General features: G+C 66.6%; 18 protein-coding genes. 10 read left to right on the top strand and 8 right to left on the bottom strand.

The genetic code is table 11. The features are described 5' to 3' along the window. Position 1: 1 nt before the first annotated feature. Both ACZYSP_RS06170 and ACZYSP_RS06165 read right to left on the bottom strand, forming a co-directional pair. Positions 2-1,132: an ABC transporter substrate-binding protein gene (locus ACZYSP_RS06170; RefSeq protein ID WP_256216933.1), complete on the bottom strand. Its 1,131-nt coding sequence runs from the start codon at positions 1,130-1,132 to the stop codon at positions 2-4. Between the two features lie 179 nt (positions 1,133-1,311). Beyond that, the gene (locus ACZYSP_RS06165; RefSeq protein ID WP_093050667.1) at positions 1,312-2,244 is read right to left on the bottom strand and encodes a DUF2167 domain-containing protein; all 933 of its coding nucleotides are present in this window, start codon (positions 2,242-2,244) and stop codon (positions 1,312-1,314) included. Between the two features lie 188 nt (positions 2,245-2,432). Here ACZYSP_RS06165 and ACZYSP_RS06160 point away from each other — a divergent pair, with 188 nt between their 5' ends. Further along, positions 2,433-2,687: a ParD-like family protein gene (locus tag ACZYSP_RS06160; protein WP_093080223.1), complete on the top strand. Its 255-nt coding sequence runs from the start codon at positions 2,433-2,435 to the stop codon at positions 2,685-2,687. Next, the gene (map, locus tag ACZYSP_RS06155) at positions 2,687-3,478 is read left to right on the top strand and encodes a type I methionyl aminopeptidase (protein WP_354338184.1); all 792 of its coding nucleotides are present in this window, start codon (positions 2,687-2,689) and stop codon (positions 3,476-3,478) included. The genes ACZYSP_RS06160 and map overlap by 1 nt, the downstream gene beginning before the upstream one ends. Positions 3,479-3,608: 130 nt before the next feature. Here the strand turns inward: map and ACZYSP_RS06150 are convergent, their stop codons facing one another. Beyond that, a complete protein-coding gene (locus ACZYSP_RS06150; RefSeq protein ID WP_093081579.1) occupies positions 3,609-4,019 on the bottom strand; it encodes a nuclear transport factor 2 family protein in 411 nt (136 codons plus the stop codon). Further along, complete coding sequence (locus tag ACZYSP_RS06145) at positions 4,016-5,644, bottom strand: bifunctional 3-(3-hydroxy-phenyl)propionate/3-hydroxycinnamic acid hydroxylase (RefSeq protein ID WP_354338186.1); 1,629 nt, start codon at positions 5,642-5,644, stop codon at positions 4,016-4,018. Before ACZYSP_RS06145 ends, ACZYSP_RS06150 begins: the two co-directional genes overlap by 4 nt. Positions 5,645-5,793: 149 nt before the next feature. Here ACZYSP_RS06145 and ACZYSP_RS06140 point away from each other — a divergent pair, with 149 nt between their 5' ends. From ACZYSP_RS06140 to ACZYSP_RS06105, 8 genes are all read left to right on the top strand, one after another. Continuing rightward, positions 5,794-6,903 (top strand): alcohol dehydrogenase catalytic domain-containing protein, encoded by a 1,110-nt coding sequence (locus ACZYSP_RS06140; RefSeq protein ID WP_354338187.1) that lies wholly within the window; start codon positions 5,794-5,796, stop codon positions 6,901-6,903. Positions 6,904-6,912: 9 nt separating this feature from the next. Beyond that, positions 6,913-7,464, top strand: a complete 552-nt coding sequence (locus tag ACZYSP_RS06135; RefSeq protein ID WP_093081572.1) for a cupin domain-containing protein — start codon at positions 6,913-6,915, stop codon at positions 7,462-7,464. A 6-nt stretch (positions 7,465-7,470) separates the two neighbouring features. Then, positions 7,471-8,190, top strand: a complete 720-nt coding sequence (locus ACZYSP_RS06130; protein WP_093081570.1) for an FCD domain-containing protein — start codon at positions 7,471-7,473, stop codon at positions 8,188-8,190. A 28-nt stretch (positions 8,191-8,218) separates the two neighbouring features. Continuing rightward, entirely contained in the window at positions 8,219-8,776 is a 558-nt protein-coding gene (locus ACZYSP_RS06125; protein WP_093081567.1) for a VOC family protein, read from the top strand. A gap of 43 nt (positions 8,777-8,819) precedes the next feature. Next, positions 8,820-9,683, top strand: a complete 864-nt coding sequence (locus tag ACZYSP_RS06120; RefSeq protein WP_093081565.1) for a fumarylacetoacetate hydrolase family protein — start codon at positions 8,820-8,822, stop codon at positions 9,681-9,683. Between the two features lie 68 nt (positions 9,684-9,751). Further along, positions 9,752-10,723 carry a tripartite tricarboxylate transporter substrate binding protein gene (locus ACZYSP_RS06115; RefSeq protein WP_256216987.1) on the top strand — a complete coding sequence of 324 codons (972 nt, stop codon included), beginning with the start codon at positions 9,752-9,754 and terminating at the stop codon, positions 10,721-10,723. A gap of 10 nt (positions 10,724-10,733) precedes the next feature. Beyond that, entirely contained in the window at positions 10,734-11,312 is a 579-nt protein-coding gene (locus tag ACZYSP_RS06110; RefSeq protein WP_093050634.1) for an amino acid synthesis family protein, read from the top strand. Then, entirely contained in the window at positions 11,312-12,328 is a 1,017-nt protein-coding gene (locus ACZYSP_RS06105; protein ID WP_093081562.1) for a zinc-dependent alcohol dehydrogenase family protein, read from the top strand. The genes ACZYSP_RS06110 and ACZYSP_RS06105 overlap by 1 nt, the downstream gene beginning before the upstream one ends. A 217-nt stretch (positions 12,329-12,545) precedes the next feature. On the opposite strand, the gene ACZYSP_RS06100 is transcribed toward ACZYSP_RS06105, so the two are convergent. The 4 genes from ACZYSP_RS06100 to pip all read right to left on the bottom strand — a co-directional run bounded on the left by ACZYSP_RS06100 (position 12,546) and on the right by pip (position 17,194). Continuing rightward, positions 12,546-13,232, bottom strand: coding sequence for a Fe2+-dependent dioxygenase (locus ACZYSP_RS06100; protein ID WP_093050628.1), 687 nt, complete (start codon positions 13,230-13,232; stop codon positions 12,546-12,548). A gap of 26 nt (positions 13,233-13,258) precedes the next feature. Further along, a complete protein-coding gene (locus ACZYSP_RS06095; RefSeq protein WP_093081591.1) occupies positions 13,259-15,559 on the bottom strand; it encodes a TonB-dependent receptor in 2,301 nt (766 codons plus the stop codon). 178 nt (positions 15,560-15,737) lie between these two features. Beyond that, the gene (locus ACZYSP_RS06090; RefSeq protein ID WP_093081559.1) at positions 15,738-16,160 is read right to left on the bottom strand and encodes a cupin domain-containing protein; all 423 of its coding nucleotides are present in this window, start codon (positions 16,158-16,160) and stop codon (positions 15,738-15,740) included. An 80-nt stretch (positions 16,161-16,240) separates the two neighbouring features. After that, positions 16,241-17,194, bottom strand: a complete 954-nt coding sequence (gene pip / locus ACZYSP_RS06085; protein ID WP_093081557.1) for a prolyl aminopeptidase — start codon at positions 17,192-17,194, stop codon at positions 16,241-16,243. Between the last annotated feature and the right edge of the window lie 104 nt (positions 17,195-17,298).

Below are 17,298 nucleotides of genomic sequence, written 5' to 3'. Positions count from 1 at the left end.
GTCACAGCCCCTTGCAGGCCTTGGCGGCCTCGATGACGGCGTTGCGGTCGAAGCGGTTGATGGCCTCGACGAAGCCGGGCTTCAGGTAGAGCATCGACTCGGGCGGCAGCGTGCGCTTGATCAGGCCGTCCTTGAGCATCGCGTCCTGCATTCGGCCGTAGGCGGCCGGGCTCATCGAGCCGATCAGCTTGCCGCCGTTCATGGTCTGTGCGTCGGCCATCGTCTGGAGTTGCGTCTGCAGGAGCGCAAGGTCCCACTTGGCGAGCGTGGCCTCGTCAGCACCCGTGGGCTTGGCGCCGGGAAAGTGCTTCCAGTGGATCTGGCGGGCGCACTCGGGATCGGTCTGTGCGAACAGCGTCGCCTTGGCCGCGCCGCGCGCGATGGCCTCGACCATGGCCGGGTCGGCGTCGATGGTCTTCTGCATCGTGGCGAAGGTGAAGTCGGGCAGCGAGCGCCACGTCGGATCGAACAATATGCGCATGTTCGCGCCCGCGTTCTGGAAGCCGGTGAGCGCGGAGCCCCAGAACATCAGCGCCTGCACGCGGCCAGCGCGCATCGCCTCCAGCGCCGGCGCGCCGGCACCGGTGGCAATGATCTGCACGTCGGTATCGGGGTTGACGCCGTTGGCGCGCAGGTAGCCCTTGAGCAGCGGCATGCCACCCGTGCCCAGGCTGAAGATGCCGATCTTCTTGCCCTTGAGGTCCGCCACCGTCTTCACGGGGCTGTCCTGCGGCACGCCCACGCCCCAGTCGATCACGCCCGTGCCCATGAGCCCGCGCACGGCGACGTTGTTCTCGGTGTTGGCCTGGATCAGCCCGGTGGAGTTGATCTGCGCGAAATCGACGCCGCCGGCCACCATCTGCTGGATGCCCTGCAGCGAGCCTCCGGTGGTGACGATCTTCACGTCGTAGCCCTCGTCCTTCCAGTAGCCCAGCGCGATGGGCAGCGTCAGCCAGGGGTAGGTGACGTTGACGACCTGGGTGCCCAGCGCGATGGTCACGGGCTTCAGCGGCTTGTTCTGGGCCTGCGCCACGGTGGCAGACAGCAGGAGGACCAGGGCGGCGAGCGCGGCCGCGGCCCGTGCGGCAAAGCGAGCAGGGCGGGCGAAGGCGAGTTTCAGGTGGGGGGGCATGAACGATCCTGTGTTGGTCGGATCGTTGCGAGATTAGCCCTGGGAACCAATCGCTGTGGATCAATATTCCGTCAGCATTGTTCTGATTTTTCGCACATTGGATCGCCCGGTTCGCGTGCTGTTCCGGTGCGGCGTGCAGCGCGTCGTGCGGAGGCTCGTCCGCACGGGGCTGTTGCTTGCTAGTTGCTGTTGCGCTTGAACAGCTTCGCGATGCCCCAGAGCGCCGCGCCGCCCGCCACCACGGCCAGCTTGGCGAATTTGGCCAGGAAGGCCAGGGCGATGGCGAAGAGGCCCAGCTTCTTCACTGCCACGCCTGCCACCAGCGCGGCCAGGCCGTAGGCGGCGACCTTGTCGGTCGAGGAGTTGAAGTCTGCGTACTTCTTGCCGTCGTCGTACTGGATCGCGCCGAGCAGCTTGCTCGCGTCGGGCTTGTACTTGTCGAGGTCCTTCGCGTTGGTGATGAGGTTCAGGCTCAGGTAGCCCTCGCGGCCCAGCGCGTAGGTGTTGTAGTTGACGCCCTGGTTGCCGTCGGTGCTGCCCTTGCGCTGGGACAGGGCCGACCACACGAGGCGGTGCGACGCGGCCTCGTACTGCGGCTTCTGCGCCCAGCCCGTGACCTCGATGGCGGGAATGCCGCGCTTGGCGCGCTCCTCGTTGGCGGCCTCGGTGCCCTCCTTCAGGCTCTTGAGCAGGTCGTCGGCGTTCCAGTCCTTCGCGTCGTCGTCCTTGATGTAGCCCTCCTTGACGAACTTCACGACGGCCATCCAGTCGGCGTCGTCGGCGGGGAAGACTACGCCGACGAAGGTGTCGTCGGTGCGGTTGCCCATGCTGCGCATCAACTGCGCGGCCGCGGGCGTCGGCACCCACACGTAGCCGGCAGGCAGCTGCAGGTGGGCCTGGTCGCGCAGCACGATGTCGGCGGGGCCGGCTTTCTGCACGGCCTTGGCGGCCTTGAATGCGGCGTCCTGTTCGGCTTCCAGTGAACTGGCGGTCGAAGCGGGGGCAGTGGTGGACGGGGTGGTTGGCGATGCGGCGTGAGCGGTGTTGTGCGCCACGAAAGCGGCGCACGCGAGCAGCACGCCGGCCGTCAGGCGGGCGGTTTGAATACGCAAGTTCTCTCTCCTCGGTTGTTGTCTGTTTGGCGAGCCGGGAGAGTTTAAGAGTTCAGGTATCGCTCCATTCATACGTCTGCTCGAGATGCCGGCGCTGGGTGGTGCTGTGCTCGATCAAGTGCAGGGCCATACAAGCAGGGCCATACGAGACGTATATAATTCATATACGTTTCATATAGAGGTCGCCGATGGGCATCGTAAAAATTTCGGACTTGATGCACGAGAACCTGCGAGTGGCGGGGAACGCTCTCAGCAGGTCCATCAATGCACAGGCAGAGCACTGGATGCGGGTCGGCATGCTGACCGAGATGCACCCGGAGCTGGACTACCGGGAAGTCTGCCAACTGTTGATACAGGCTGAACTCGCGGGGGGGCTGGACATCGCTGCGGCTGTCACGACTCAACCCGGCAAGCCCCGCGCGTCCTCGAGCGGAAAACACTGATGGCTCACGGCGTTCCCATCAAGTCCGCCGAGGAGCTTGAAATGTCACGGCGTGCCGGCAGGCTTGCCGCAGAGGTTCTAGCCATGATCGAGCCCTACGTCGTGCCGGGGGTGAGCACGGAGACGCTCGACCGGATCTGCCACGACCACATCGTGAATGTCCAGGGCGCCATTCCAGCGAACGTGGGGTATCAGGGGTATCCGAAGACCGTTCTCACTTCCGTCAACCAGGTGGTTTGCCACGGCATCCCCTCGGCCGACAAGATTCTGAAGAAGGGCGACATCGTCAACATCGATGTCGCCGTCATCAAGGACGGCTGGTTTGGCGACACCAGTCGCATGTACTACGTCGGAGCTCCCAGTGTGTTGGCTCGGCGCCTTGTGGAGGCGACGTACGAAGCAATGCTGGCCGGAATCCGGCAGGTCAAGCCCGGAGCGACTCTGGGCGATGTTGGCCATGCCATCCAGTCGGTTGCCCACCGGGAGCAATTCAGCGTGGTGCGCGAATACTGCGGGCACGGCATCGGCCAGATCTACCACGATGAGCCGCAGGTGCTGCACTATGGGCAGCGCGGGGGAGGGCTCAGGCTGGAGCCGGGGATGGTTTTCACCATCGAACCGATGCTCAACGCGGGCAAGCGCGAAACCAGGCAATTGCCCGACGGATGGACGGTGGTGACGAAGGATCGGTCTCTGTCCGCCCAGTGGGAACACATGGTGGCTGTAACTTCCGAAGGCTATGAGGTGCTTACGCCCTGGCCTGGAGGCACAGGCGCCTACGCGCCGGTTTGATGCTGAGCCTGCTGCGCAGATCTTGAAGACCCGGTTCTCGTCAGCCAGCGGCCGAAGTGGAAACAGCCCAGCTACTCTCTCGGCGCACGCCTCTCGAAGTATTGATGCCGGTTGATCGGGCCCTCGTCAATCACGAGATGCTCATCTCAAGCGGCGTCGTCTGAAACGCCAACTGCCGCCAGCGATCACCCTCCTGGGCCCAGACCTGCATCACGCGCGAGTCGATGCGCACGGTGCCGCTGCCGTCCTTGCGCACGGCCACAAGCAACTGCCGACCCGTCATGAGGGCTGTGCTGCCCAGTACCTGGACCTTCAGTTCCGAGCGGTCGATCTGCCTGTAGTCGACATGTGTGCCGCCCGAGCGGAAGTAGCTCTCGTAGCTGTCGGTCTGGCCCTTGGCGTGAACGTGAACAAGGCCTGGATGAAGAATCTCGCGCAGGCGCGCGAAGTCTGCGCGCTTCATGGCGTTGCATCGCTGTGCTTCGAGATCGAGCAACAGGCGTTCAGTGTCGCGGGACGGGGAAGAGGTGGCTTCGCTCATGTTGCGCTCCGGGCAGTGGGAGTTTTCGGATTCGCTCGAATTGGAGGCTGGATGCCGATGTCCCGGGAAGCTCGTTGCATCAGGACCCCGGCGTCCTCGACGCTGCATGCCACGCCATAGACCAGGTGATCCGGCCTCACGAGTGCGGCCTCGCATCCATGGCGTTCGAACCATGCGGCCAGAATGCCGTCGGCTTCGGCCAGCTTCACCACGCCCGGCGCCGTCGTCGCGGCATCGATGCACAGCAGCTGCGCGCCGAGGCTCGCCGCCGATGTCTTCAACTCCCGAAGCTCCGCCGGATCGGGCGCACGGCGCAGCACCAGCAGAAAGCCGGGCTGCAGCAGGTCGTCCATCATTTGCGGCGCAACGCCGGGCTCGATGCATCCCATGGCCTGAGGAAAGGGCGTGCCCGCGGGCAACTCGTCGCGTTCGATCAGTCCGTGGTGCACGCCGGGCAGCAGGCTCTGGCGCAGTTGCATCCGCACCTGTCCGCCTTGCTGTGCGCGCAGGCGGAGGTCGCGTTCGGCGGCGCGCACCGGGTCGCGTTCGCAGATGATCTGGCCCAGCCGCTTGACGGTCGCCGTCACGTCCTCCACCTGGGGTCCACGCTCGTCGCCATAGCTGTCCAGCAGGCTTTCGGGGGCGCGCTCCTCGAGCACCCATTGAAGCTTCCAGGCGAGATTGACGGCATCGCGCAAGCCCTGGCACATGCCCTGGGCCAGGAAGGGAGGCATCTGGTGCGCGCTGTCGCCCGCCAGCAGCACACGGCCGTTGCGCCATCGCTCGAGCACCACCGCATGAAAGCGGTAGGCCGCCGCGCGCCAGATGCGTGCGTCAGCGAGCGTGAGCCAGGGGGCGAGCAGCTGCCAGATGGCCTCGTGCGGCATCTCGCGCTGCTCGGCCTCGTCGGCAAGCAGCAGGAACTCCCAGCGCCGGTGGGTGCCCGGACCCACGACGTAGGTGCAAGGCCGTGACGGGTGGCAGTACTGGACGTTGGTGGCGGGCAGCCGGTCGAGCTTGTCTTCGTCGACATGCATGTCGACCACGATCCAGGGCTCGTCGAAGTCGAGGCTCTTGAGCGCGAGGCCCATCTGCTTGCGCGTGGGGCTGGTGCCGCCGTCGCAGCCCACGACGTAGCGAGCGCGCAGTTGCGCCTGCGTGCCGTCGGGCCCGCGAACGCCGAGCTGCGCATGGGTCTGCGACTGGCTCAGCTGCAGCACCTCGTGCCCGAGATGGATCGACACGCCGGGGAGCTTGCCGACCGCCTGGCGCAGCGAGGCTTCCAGCGCCGGCTGGTTGAAGGTGTACGACGGCGCCCACGCGAGCGGGTAGGGCGACGGCCCCATGTCGAAGTGCTGGATGGGTTCGCCGTCGCTGCCCTGGTAGATCGTCGGGCGGTAGGGCGTCATGTGCGGCGCCAGCGTGCCGGCGATGCCGATCTCCTGGAACACACGCAGTGCTTCGTGGTCGAGCGCGAAGGCGCGCGGCAGCGGGTAGATCTGCTGCGACTTGTCGAACACCGCGACGCGCAGGCCGCGTTGACCGAGCAGCGCGGCGAGCGTTGCTCCGACGGGGCCGAAGCCGATGATCGCCACGTCGACGGGTTCCGGATTCTGGTGGAGCATGGCTTTGTTTGAATGCATGAATCAAGGATTGTGCATAAAACATGATTTCACGCACAAAGGGTTATCACTGATGACGCTATGCCGCGTGGTCGAAAAGAATGCACAAAACACGATTTGTGCATCTAGACATCAATCAGCCAGGAGACACCATGACGACGATGAAAGCTGCCCGACTGCACCAGGTCGGCGCCCCGATGGAGGTTGAGCAACTTCCGATTCCCCAGCCCGCCGCCAACGATGTGCAGGTGCGGGTGCGTGCATGCGGCATCGTGCCCAACCTCGGCAACATCCTGGCCAACTGGACGACCTGGTTTCCGGAGCTGCCGCTGCCGCCGCTGCCCGCGGTCTTCGGGCTCGACCCGGCCGGCGAGGTAACGGCGGTCGGCTCCCACGTGCACACGTGGAAGCCGGGCGATCGCGTCTACGTGAACCCGAGCCTCTACTGCGGCGGCTGTCGCGCCTGCCGCAACGGCGACCTCATCAACTGCACGCACTACGCGTTCAGCGGCTACTTCGGCTTCTCGCAGAACTCGCTCAAGCTCTACAAGAACTATCCGTTCGGCGGCCTGTGCGAATACATGATCGCCCCACAGTACGCGCTGGTGAAGCTGCCGGACAACGTGAGCTTCAACCAGGCGGCACGCTTCGGCTACCTCGGCACCATGTACTCCGCGATGCGCAAGGCGCAGGTCGGCCCCGGCAGGAGCGTGCTGATCAACGGCATCAGCGGCACGCTCGGCATCGGCGGCGCGCTCTTCGGCCTGGCCATGGGCGCCACGCGCATTCTGGGTACCGGGCGCAACCGGGAACTGCTGGAGCGCGTGAAGGCGCTGGCACCCGATCGCATCGAGGTCTTTTCCAGCGCCGACGGCGAGGCGATCGATGCGTGGGCCAAGGCGCGCACGGACGGACTGGGCGTGGACACCTTCATCGACGCGCTGGGCCCCGGCGCGCCGCACGAGACTTTCCAGCAGGGCGTGCGCGCCCTCAAGCGCGGTGGCCGGGCCTACAACATCGGCGCCATCGCAGGCATGGTGGGCATGGACCTGCACACCATGATGGACGAGCAGCAGAGCATCGAGGGCTCGGCCTGGTTCACTGCCGGCGAGGGGCAGGACATGGCCGACATGGCGCAGGCCGGCACGCTCGATCTCTCGGTGTTCGAGCATGTGTGCTATCCGCTGGACCGCGTCAACGAAGCGATCTCGGGCATCGCGAGCCGCAACGGCGGCTTCAGCAATTTCGTCATCAATCCCTGAAAGCGCGCCATGAAGATCAGACGGGTAGTGGCGGGCACGGGTGCCGATGGCAAGGCGAAGTTTCTTTCGGATGGCGCGGCGCCGCGCAGCGCCCTGTTCACGACCGTGCCCGGCTTTGCCGCGGCGCTGCTGTGGGCCACCGATGCTTCAGACAGCGTGGGCACCGGCGCCGTGGGCGACCGCACGGGCGAGGCGGGCTTCGTGCCTGAGAGCGGCGGCACCCGGCTCATGATGGTCACGTTCCCGCCCGACGCGGTGATGATGCGCGCCGACTTCGACGGTGCCGCCTTCGGCGCCGAGTTCGGCCGCCTGGTTCCCGGCCTGGCCGAGACCTTCGAGCCCGACCACCCCGGCATGCACACCACCGACAGCATCGACTACGACATCGTGCTCGAAGGCGAGATCACGCTCGAGCTGGACGACGGCGCGCAGGTGCTGCTGCGCCGGCACGAGGTGGCCGTGCAGCACGGCAACCGGCATGCATGGCGCAACCTCGGCGACAAGCCCGCGACCATGCTGTTCGTGCTCGTGGGCGCGAAGCGGGCGGGAGGCCGGGGATGAAAGACCATGCATAAAATTAATTCCATGCACAAACAAGAAACCTCCACCGCCTACGAGCCGCCGCTGGTCGAGCAGGCCTTCACCCGCTTGCGGCAAGACGTCCTGGCCGGCACGTTCGAAGCCGGCGCCAAGCTCAAGCTCGACGAACTCCAGTCCGCCTACGGCTATTCGAGCAGCCCGCTGCGCGAGGCGCTCAGCCGGCTGGCGCAGGAAGGGCTGATTCGCGCCGACGAGCGCCGCGGCTTCCGCGTGGCGCCGATCTCCGAAGACGATCTGGCCGACATCACGCGCATGCGCGTCATGCTCGACGTGCCTGCGCTGCGGGAAGCCATTGCCCATGGCGACGACGCCTGGGAGGCAGACATCCTTGCTGCGTACCACCGCCTGGAGAAGGTCGAGTCCCGCCTGAGCGACGGACCCGTCATTCTCGACAACGACTGGTCGCAGCTGCACCGTGCCTTTCATCTTGCGCTGGTGGCCGCGTGCCCATCCGTGCGCCAGCGCGTCTGGGGTGCGAGCCTGTTCGACCAGGCGGAGCGCTACCGGCGTTTTTCCGCCCGCCACCGGAAGACCGCGCGCCGCAAGTCGAACGAGCACAAGAAGATCATGGACGCCACCTTGCGCCGCGACGCCGATACGGCCTGCGCCTTGCTCGAAGAGCACATCCTGAGCACGCAACGCAACGTGCTGGCCGCGCTCAAGGCAGCGCAGGCCGCGCAATCGTAGGGCCACCGGCCCCTTCACAGGAGACAGCATGCTCAAGGTCGCCCGACCCATGCCTTCGCATTTCGGAATCTTCGTCACCGACCTGGACCGGATGGTGGCCTTCTACACCGAGACCTTCGACCTCACGATCACCGATCGCGGCGAAGGCCGCACCTTCAGGAACCAGCTGGTGTTCACCAGCGCCAGTCCGGACCAGCATCACCAGCTGGTGCTGGCCTCGGGCCGGCCGGCCGAGGCGAAGTTCAGCACCGTGATGCAGATCTCCTTCGTGGTGCCGAGCATCCAGTACCTGCGCGATATTTCCGCGCGCGCCGAGGCCCGAGGCGCCACCAGCATCCGCGGCCTGAATCACGGCAATGCGCTCTCGGTCTACATGCTCGACCCGGAGGGCAACACGGTGGAGATCTACGTCGACACGCCGTTCTACGTGGCGCAGCCGCACGGCGATCCGCTCGATCTTTCGAAGGACGACGAGACGCTCATGCGCGAGACCGAGGAGGCGTGCCGCAAGGACCCCACCTTCATGCCGCTTGCGCAATGGCAGGCGCAGTTCGAGTCGCGTTCGCCCGCTGCGCCTGCCGCCTGACGCATTCCGTCTTTTCCGCACACCCCTTTCAACCGGAGTTCCCATGAAGCTTTTGTCATTTGTCCATCAAGGCCGCGAAACCTGGGGCGCCGTCGTCGGTGACGGCGTTGTCGATCTCGGCAAGGCGCGGCCCCGGCATGCGGGCCTGGCCGACTACATCGCCTCGGGCGAGTACCTGCAGGCGGCGCAGCACGTCGAAGGCCTGCCGGTGGCGGCGAAGCTGGCCGACATCACCTTCCTGCCGGTGATCCCGCGCTCCGAGAAGATCGTGTGCGCCGTGCGCAACTACATGGACCATCACCAGGAGGTGCTGGCCGCCGGCATGCATCGCGAACTGTCGGAGCAGCCGCCGATCTTCCTGCGCGTGTGGCGTTCGCAGTGCGCGCACAACCAGCCGATAGTGCGGCCGCACGTGTCGGAATCGCTGGACTGGGAAGGCGAGCTCGCCGTCATCATCGGCAAGGGCGGGCGCAACATTGCGGAGGCCGACGCCTTCGACCATGTGGCGGGCTACTCTTGCTACAACGACGGCAGCATTCGCGAGTGGCAGTTCCACGCCAAGCAGATCGCCTCGGGCAAGAACTTCGAGTCGACCGGCGGCTTCGGTCCCTGGATGGTGACGGCCGACGAGATCGCGCCCGGCCGCGAGCTCAAGCTCGAGACCCGGCTCAACGGCGAAGTCGTGCAGAGCAGCCACACGGGCCACATGATCTTCAGCATTCCGAAGCTCATCAGCTATGCCTCGACGATCTTCACGCTCACACCCGGCGACGTGATCGCCACCGGCACGCCGGCAGGCGTGGGCTGGAGCAAGAAGCCGCCGCGCTTCATGAAGCCGGGCGACGTGTGCGAGGTCGAGATCGAAGGCATCGGTGTGCTGCGCAACCCGATCGTGCAGCAGGACTGAAGCCCTTCGCCCGGGCCTCGGCACGATAAGCCGCAGCCTTCCTACAAGAACCATTCGGAGACAAATTCATGCGGCGCAGACGATTGCTCGTCGCCGCAGGCCTTGCCATGGCCTGCGCGGCACCCCTTGACGGCATGGCCCAGGGCTATCCGGACAAGCCGATCAAGGTCTACCAGGGCTTTGCGGCCGGCGGCAACGCCGACACCATTGCGCGCGTGGTCGGCGCGGAGATGACCAAGGGGCTGGCGCAGCCCTTCGTGATCGAGGCACAGGCCGGGGCAGGGGGCACCATCGCCGCGGCAACGGTGGCGCGTGCCAAGCCCGACGGGTACACGCTGCTGCTGGCCACGGGCGGCCATGCCGTGGCCGGCGCCCTCTACAACAAGCTCGGCTACCAGACGGTGTCGGACTTCCAGATGATCTCCACGATCACCTACTTTCCGTTCCTGCTGGTGGTGCGGGCCGATTCGCCGTACCGCGGGCTTGCCGAAGTGCTGGCCGCGGCACGTGCAGACGCGCGCAGCGTGTCGTACGGGTCCGCGGGCATCGGCTCCACGCACCACCTTGCCGGCGAGCTGCTGGTAAAGACCGCCAAGGCCGAGATGCTGCACATCCCCTATCGCGGAGATGCGGCCGCGGTCACGGCGCTGCTCGGCGGCGAGGTGCCGATGATCATCGCGCCGCCCACGGCCGTCATGGCCAACATCAAGGCAGGGAAGCTGCGGGCGCTGGCCACCACCGGTGCGCAACGATGGAGCCAGATGCCGGAGCTGCCGACCGTGGCCGAGCAAGGCGTGCCAGGCTACGACGTGCGCTCCTGGGCCGGCTTCATGGCGCCAGCCGGTACTCCGCGCCCGATCGTCGATCGCCTGCAGGCCGAGACGCTCAAGGCCCTGCAGGCGCTGGGCGTGCGTGCGCGGCTGGAAGAGATGGGCGGCGAAGCGCGCGGCAGCACACCGGAAGAAATGACCACGATGGTGGCCGCCGAGCTGAAGCGGTGGACCGCCGTCGTGAACGACGCACACATTCCCAAGCAATGAGGTCAATTCCATGTCACTGATCGAGATCCGCAAGCGCAGTCTTTCCATCGAAACGATCTACCACGAGGGCGGTCCGCCGGCCGCGACGCCGCTCAGGCTGGCGGCTGCCTGCGCGGTCATCCACAACCCCTACGCGGGACGGTACGAGCCGGACCTGATGCCCTTCATGGCCGAGCTGCGCTCGCTCGGCACGTTGCTTGCCACTGAGTTGGTCGAGGTGCTCGGGCAGGACAAGATCGAGGTCTACAGCAAGGCCGCGATCGTCGGCGTGAACGGAGAGCTGGAGCACGGCGCGGTCTGGCACGAGGCCGGGGGATGGGCCATGCGCAGCATCCTGGGCGAGCCGAAGGCGATCGTCCCCTCGGCCAAGGCGGTGGCCGCCACCGGCTACCGGCTCATGGTGCCGCTGCACTACATCCATGCCGCGTACGTGCGCAGCCACTACAACTCGATGGAGGTGGGCATCCAGGACGCACCGCGCCCGAACGAGATCCTGTTCGCGCTGGTGATGGGCACGGGAGGGCGGGTGCATGCACGCCTGGGCGGGCTCACCAAGGAGCAGGTGGCCGTGCACGACGGGCAGCGGTGATGCACACCATGAAGGCGATCCAGCTCGAGGCCCCCGGCGGCCCGGAGGTTCTGCAACTGGTGGAGCTTCCTCTGCCGCAGCCGCAGGCGGGCGAAGTGCGCGTCAAGGCGATGGCCATCGGCGCCGGCGGCCCCGACGTGCTGATCCGCAACGGCACCTACAAGTGGATGCCGCCCATGCCGGCGATTCCCGGCAACGAGATGGCCGGCGTGGTCGATGCGGTCGGACCCGGCGTCACGGCCCTGCAGGTCGGCCAGCGCGTGTTCGTGAGCGCGCGGGAACTGAAGCAGCGCGGCGGCTGCTACGCCGAAGCCATCTGCGTGCCCGAGGCCGCGCCATTCGTTCTCCCCGATGCGATCCGCTTCGAGGATGCCGTCAGTCTTGGAAACTTCCAGCTCGCACTGGCCATGCTGTCGAGCAATGGCAACTCGCCTGCGACCTCCATCCTGATTCCCGGCGCGGCGGGTGGCGTGGCCACGGCACTGGTGCAGGTGGCGCGCGATCGCGGCCTGCATGTGATCGGGACGGCCTCGACACCGCAGAAGAAGGACTTCGCGCTGGCCAATGGCGCGCACGAAGTCGTCGAGAGCGATCCTCAGGGACTGACCGAGAAGGTCATGCAGCTTACCGGCGGGCGCGGCGTCGACCTGGCCTTCGACCATCTCGGAGGCGCGCACTTCATCGCCTGCCTGCGCGCCCTGGCGCCGTTCGGAATGGCGGTTTCCTACAACATCGTCACCGGCCCGCCGGCGGGTGACGTGTTCGAGGAGCTTCGCAAGCTGCTGGGCAAGAGCCTGGCGGTACGCACTTTTTCGATTCACTCCATCGACGCCGATGCCGCTCAACGGCGCGGGCTGATGGAGTCGGCCATTGCCCTCATGGCCGCGGGCCGCGTGCGTGCGCCCAAGGCTGCGCTTTTTGCGCTTGAAGACGCGCGCCGCGTGCACGAGTTGCTCGACAGCGGAGGCATGCTGGGCAAGAGCGTGTTGCTCCCTGCGGCAATACGGGGGCGCTGATTCTGGGCAGACTGTTCCTGCGATGGAAGAGCACGACCGAGGTTCATCAATCGCTGGAAGGCGCGCATGAGCACGCCGTCGCGGTGTGTGTGGCGCAGCGAGTTTCGGCGCCCCTGTGCGGTGTGCGGCCCGCCTCGATCTGCGTCAGATCCAGCAGGCCCGACAACAGCCGATCGGCGTCGAGATCGGCGCGATTAGCCGGGAGGGTTCAAGGAACTCAGGTATCGCTCCATTTGCGAAGCAGGTTGTGATACGTGCCCACCAGCGTGCGGCGCGCCGATTCGTCGGCGCCGCTCTGGTTGAGGCGCTGGATCGCGTTGTCCATGTCGAACAGCAATGCGCGGTCGCCTGCGTCGCGCACGAGGCTCTGCACCCAGAAGAAACACGCGAGCCGCACGCCGCGCGTGATGGGCGTCACCTGGTGCAGGCTGGTGGCGGGGTAGAGCACCATGTCGCCGGCCGCGAGCTTCACGGTCTGCATGCCGTGCGTGTCTTCCATCTGCAGTTCGCCGCCGTCGTAGCTGTCGGCGTCCGACAGGAAGAGCGTGGCCGACAGGTCGGTGCGCAGCTTGCGGCCGGTGCGCGGGTCGATGCGCACGCCGCCGTCCACGTGCAGGCCGAAGCGCATGCCTTCGCTGTAGCGGTTGAACATCGGCGGGTACAGCAGGTTGGGCAGCGCCGCGCTGATGAAGGTCGGATGGCGTTCGAGCGCGCTCGCCACGATGGCCTGGCATTCGTGCGCCACCGCCGAGCCTTCGTCGATCTGCTGGTTGAACTTGACCGGCGCGCCCTGGTGTCCCGCGGTGACGCGGCCGTCGACCCAGGCGTCGCCGGCCGCATCGAGGCGCGCGCGAACTGCCGCGAGCGCTTCGCGGTCGAGGACGCCGGGAATGCAGACCAGCATGTTGTGTCGAATGCTCCTGGGGAAACTCAGAGCCGGTAGGTGAGCGACAGCGTGGCGGCGCGGCCTGAGCCCGGCACCGCACGGCCGCCGTCCGATGGGATCAGCGCGTCGTAGTAATGGCGGTTGGCCAGGTTGAACAGGTTCAGCCGGATGTCGTACTTGGGCTGATGGTAAGCCACCATCGCGTCGAGTCGCGCATATCCGCCGACCTGCACGAGGTCGGTGTTGTTGGCGAAGCGCCTGGCGCTGTAGGTGGTGCCGCCGCCGATCTCCCACTCGGGCGTGATCGCGTAGGTGGCCCACAGGCTGGCCGCGTCCTTCGGCGTGTTGGCGGGCACCTTGCCGAGCGTGCCGGGCGCGATGCCGTCGATGATGGTCGCGTCCAGGTGCGTGTAGGCGCCGAACAGCTGCAGCTTGTCGGTCACGCGGCCCGCGACGCCGGCACGTGCGCCGTTCACGCGTATCGTGCCGGTCGCGCTGTAGGTGCCGTCGCTGTTCTGCGAGCGTGCATTGGTCTGCGTGATCTGGAACGCGGCGGCTGTCAGCGAGAGGTTGCCGTCGTTCAAGTCCCACTTGCCGCCGACTTCATAGGCCTTGTTCTTTTGCGGTGGCAGCGGCTGCGTGCTGCCCGTGGTGGCCACCAGCTGTTCGAGCGAGGGGTTGAACGAGGTGCTGTACGACACGTAGTACGACTGCTCGGGCGTCGGCTGCCAGATGGCGCCAGCGCGCACGCTGGTGAAGTCGACGGTCTGGCTTTCGGAGGCGAGCGTGGTCGCGGTCGGAATGCTGTTGTAGATGCTCGCGCGGTAGTGGTCTTGCCGCACGCCGGCCACCAGCTTCCACTGCGGGCTCAGCTCGATGGTGTCGTTCACGTAGCCCGCGACGGTCGTCGCGCTGGCGGTGGCCAGGTTGCCCGGCAGCGAGGGCGCGGTGCTCGGCGTGTTGCCCTGGTAAGGCGCGAGCAGCGGCGAGCAGGTGGCATAGCCACTGGTGCCGCCAGCCGGGTTCAGCGCCACGCCCGCGCAGGTGCCGTTGCGGTAGTAAGCCTGGTTGTCGTAGGTGTCGTGGCCCAGCTCCAGGCCCGCGAGCAGCGTGTGCTTGACCGAGCCGGTGGTGAACTTGGTGTTGAGCTCGGTGAGGTTGAACAGCGACTTGTCGTGGATCGTGCGGTCATGGCTTTGCTGGCGCACCCACAGGCTGCTCAGCGGCAGCGACGAGAACGCGGCGGCCGGCACGGCCGTGGTGCCGGTGGAGAAGGGCGTGAACACGCCCTTGGCCGACAGCGTGCCGATGCTCTGCGGCGCGGTCTCGCGCGCATCGGTGGTCACGTCGTTGTACTGCGTCTGGTTGCGGATCGAGGTGTCGGGCGTGAGCTTGTGCTGCACCACCGCGCTGAAGGCCTGGATGTCGGAGATCGTGCGGTCGTCGCTGAAGCCGTAGGCCGTGTCGCGGTCGACCTTCACGGGGTGGCCGTTGAGCGGCGGCACGCCGTAGTCGGGCTGGTCGCGGTTGTGCTGCACCAGCGCCGAGAGCGTGACCTGCGTCGGCGTGTTGATGCCGAACTTCAGCGAGGCGTCGAGGCCGAAGTCTTTCAGCTTGGTCTGCTCGCGCGTACTGGCGTCGCCCTGCTGGCCCATGGCCGCGATGCGGAAGGCCGAGGTGTCGGACAGCGGGCGGTTGATGTCGATGGTCGAGCGCACGAGCCCCGTGGTGCTCGCCGACACCGAGACCTCGCCCGCTGCCGCGAGCGACGGCTTCTTCGTGACCTGGTTGATCACGCCGCCGGTGGAGCCGCGGCCGAACAGCATCGACGACGGGCCCATCAGCACCTCGACCGATTCGAGCGCGAAGGTGTCGCGGTAGTACTGGGCGCGGTCACGCGCGCCGTCCAGGTAGATGTCGGTGCGCGCCGAGAAGCCGTTGAGGTTGATGTTGGTGCCGATCTGCCCGCCCTCGGCACCGCCGATGGTCAGGCCCGGCACGTTGCGCAGTGCGCTTGCGAGCGAGGTCGCGCCCTGGGACTGCATTACGGCCTGGTTGATGACGGTGACGGATTGCGGCGCATCGCGCAGGTCGGCCGGCAGGCGGTTGAGCGAAGACGGGTTGGCGCCGAAGCCGGTCTTGTCCTGTGCGCCCTGAACCTGCACTTCGCGCAGCGTGGCGGGGACGGAGGTGCCGGGGGCAGGCGCAGGCGCAGCGGAGGGCGAGGAAGCCGCGGGCTGCGCGGCTTGCTGGGCGAATGCGGTGGGGAGGGACGAAGCGCACAGGCCGATCAGGGCGAGTGCGATGGGCGTGCGGTGACGCATCGGGCGAGTGGAGCGGGTCATCGTGAGTGCCTTGGAGACGATGCAAACGAAAGCAGCATCGGCCGGCATTCTGGCTGCGAATGACTCTTGTTTGAAGTATTCCTCGCCGGGTGTTTGGCTGAGGAGACAGCCTCCTGTCTTTACGTGCGAGGTCAGGTGGAAGGCAGGTTTCTTCAGTAGGCCTGCCGCTTGCGCTGACTTACTTCCAGGGCGTAGGCGCCGGAATCTCGCACACCGGCTCCACGTCGATGCTCTTGAAGTCCGCCGGCGAGACGATTTCCAGGTACTCCATGTCGGGCGAATAGTCGAACAGGAAGTGCCGGATGCCCGGGCGCTGGTGCACCACGTCGCCGGCCTCGACCAGCGTTTCCTTGTCTTCGTACATGAAGCGGGCCCAGCCCTTGACCATGATCACGATCTGGAAGTCCGCCTCGTGGCGGTGCCAGCCGGTGCCCGTTTCCGGTGCCATGTTGGCCTTGACCAGATGCGCGATCACCTTGCCGTTGGTGGCCTCGGCGATGCCAAGGTCGCGATAGAGAAAAAAATCACGCAAACCACCCGATACGAACTCTGTGTCGCCGGGCTTCACGTGGGAGAACTGGGTGGCGGTACGGTCCAGCATGGGGCGCTCCTTCGCAGGTGGTTGTGTGGTGCGGTGCAGCACGCATAAAGCGTTCCCGGGCCGTAGCGGCTGCGCGCGATTCAGCGGCTGGCAAAACCGTCGGTCGCGCGCAGCAGCCGGTCGAGGATGCCGGGCTCCGAGTAGGCATGCCCTGCGCCCTCGATCAGATGGAACTCGGCTTCGGCCCAGGCCTTGTGCAGCGCCCATGCGTAGCGCGCGGGGCAGGGCATGTCGTAGCGGCCGTGCACGATCACCCCGGGAATGCCGTGCAGCCGGTGCGCGTCGCGCAGCAACTGGCCTTCTTCGAGCCACGCGTCGTGCACGAAGTAGTGGTTTTCCAGCCGTGCGAAGGCCAGCGCGAAATGATCTTCGCCATGCGCTTCGGCAATCGCCGGGCTCGGCAGCAGGGTGATGGTCTCGGCTTCCCACACGCTCCAGGCGCGCGCCGCCTCGATGCGTGCCACCGGGTCGTCGCCGGTGAGCCGCTTGCGGTAGGCGGCGATCATGTCGCCGCGCTCGGCCTCGGGAATGGGAGCCTGGAACTTCTCCCACTTGTCGGGGAACATCTCCGACACGCCGAACTGGTAGTACCACCGGAGTTCTGCCCGGGTCACGGTGTAGATGCCGCGCAGCACCAGTTCGCTTACGCGTTCGGGATGCTTCTGGGCGTAGGCGAGGGCGAGCGTCGACCCCCACGAGCCGCCGAATACCAGCCACTTGTCGACACCGGCGCGCTCGCGCAGGCGCTCGATGTCGGCGACCAGATGCCATGTCGTGTTGGCCTCCAGGCCTGCGTGCGGCAGCGAGCGGCCGCAGCCGCGCTGGTCGAACAGCATCAGGTCGTAGCGTGCCGGGTCGAACAGCCGCCGGTGTTCGGGCGAGATGCCGCCGCCAGGGCCGCCATGCAGGAACACTGCGGGCTTGGCGCCGGGCGTGCCCGCGCGCTCGTAGTAGATCTGGTGGCCGTCGCCCACGTCGAGCATGCCGCTTTCGTACGGTTCGATCGGGGGATATGGTTGGCGCAGTTCGGTCATTGGAGGGGCCTTTGCCTGTCGATGATTCAGGATGAATGGTCGCACGAAGGGGCTTTGGGGAAGCGCCGCTTGACGGGCCTGCAGGCCTTCCAGATACTCAACCG

Source organism: Variovorax sp. F042, assembly GCF_057814215.1.
The sequence above is the reverse complement of the archived record's forward strand: the minus strand, read 5'-3'. Positions and strand labels throughout refer to the sequence as shown.

What these genes read in the sequence shown, in the direction of transcription:
- ACZYSP_RS06140 (WP_354338187.1), top strand. Translation starts at nt 5,794, where the DNA reads ATGACGACGATGAAAGCTGCCCGACTGCACCAGGTCGGCGCCCCGATG.
- map (WP_354338184.1), top strand. Translation starts at nt 2,687, where the DNA reads ATGGCTCACGGCGTTCCCATCAAGTCCGCCGAGGAGCTTGAAATGTCA.
- ACZYSP_RS06105 (WP_093081562.1), top strand. Translation starts at nt 11,312, where the DNA reads ATGCACACCATGAAGGCGATCCAGCTCGAGGCCCCCGGCGGCCCGGAG.
- pip (WP_093081557.1), bottom strand. Translation starts at nt 17,194, where the DNA reads ATGACCGAACTGCGCCAACCATATCCCCCGATCGAACCGTACGAAAGC.
- ACZYSP_RS06110 (WP_093050634.1), top strand. Translation starts at nt 10,734, where the DNA reads ATGTCACTGATCGAGATCCGCAAGCGCAGTCTTTCCATCGAAACGATC.
- ACZYSP_RS06160 (WP_093080223.1), top strand. Translation starts at nt 2,433, where the DNA reads ATGGGCATCGTAAAAATTTCGGACTTGATGCACGAGAACCTGCGAGTG.
- ACZYSP_RS06120 (WP_093081565.1), top strand. Translation starts at nt 8,820, where the DNA reads ATGAAGCTTTTGTCATTTGTCCATCAAGGCCGCGAAACCTGGGGCGCC.
- ACZYSP_RS06145 (WP_354338186.1), bottom strand. Translation starts at nt 5,644, where the DNA reads ATGCTCCACCAGAATCCGGAACCCGTCGACGTGGCGATCATCGGCTTC.
- ACZYSP_RS06100 (WP_093050628.1), bottom strand. Translation starts at nt 13,232, where the DNA reads ATGCTGGTCTGCATTCCCGGCGTCCTCGACCGCGAAGCGCTCGCGGCA.
- ACZYSP_RS06115 (WP_256216987.1), top strand. Translation starts at nt 9,752, where the DNA reads ATGCGGCGCAGACGATTGCTCGTCGCCGCAGGCCTTGCCATGGCCTGC.
- ACZYSP_RS06125 (WP_093081567.1), top strand. Translation starts at nt 8,219, where the DNA reads ATGCTCAAGGTCGCCCGACCCATGCCTTCGCATTTCGGAATCTTCGTC.
- ACZYSP_RS06130 (WP_093081570.1), top strand. Translation starts at nt 7,471, where the DNA reads ATGCATAAAATTAATTCCATGCACAAACAAGAAACCTCCACCGCCTAC.
- ACZYSP_RS06170 (WP_256216933.1), bottom strand. Translation starts at nt 1,132, where the DNA reads ATGCCCCCCCACCTGAAACTCGCCTTCGCCCGCCCTGCTCGCTTTGCC.
- ACZYSP_RS06090 (WP_093081559.1), bottom strand. Translation starts at nt 16,160, where the DNA reads ATGCTGGACCGTACCGCCACCCAGTTCTCCCACGTGAAGCCCGGCGAC.
- ACZYSP_RS06135 (WP_093081572.1), top strand. Translation starts at nt 6,913, where the DNA reads ATGAAGATCAGACGGGTAGTGGCGGGCACGGGTGCCGATGGCAAGGCG.
- ACZYSP_RS06150 (WP_093081579.1), bottom strand. Translation starts at nt 4,019, where the DNA reads ATGAGCGAAGCCACCTCTTCCCCGTCCCGCGACACTGAACGCCTGTTG.
- ACZYSP_RS06095 (WP_093081591.1), bottom strand. Translation starts at nt 15,559, where the DNA reads ATGACCCGCTCCACTCGCCCGATGCGTCACCGCACGCCCATCGCACTC.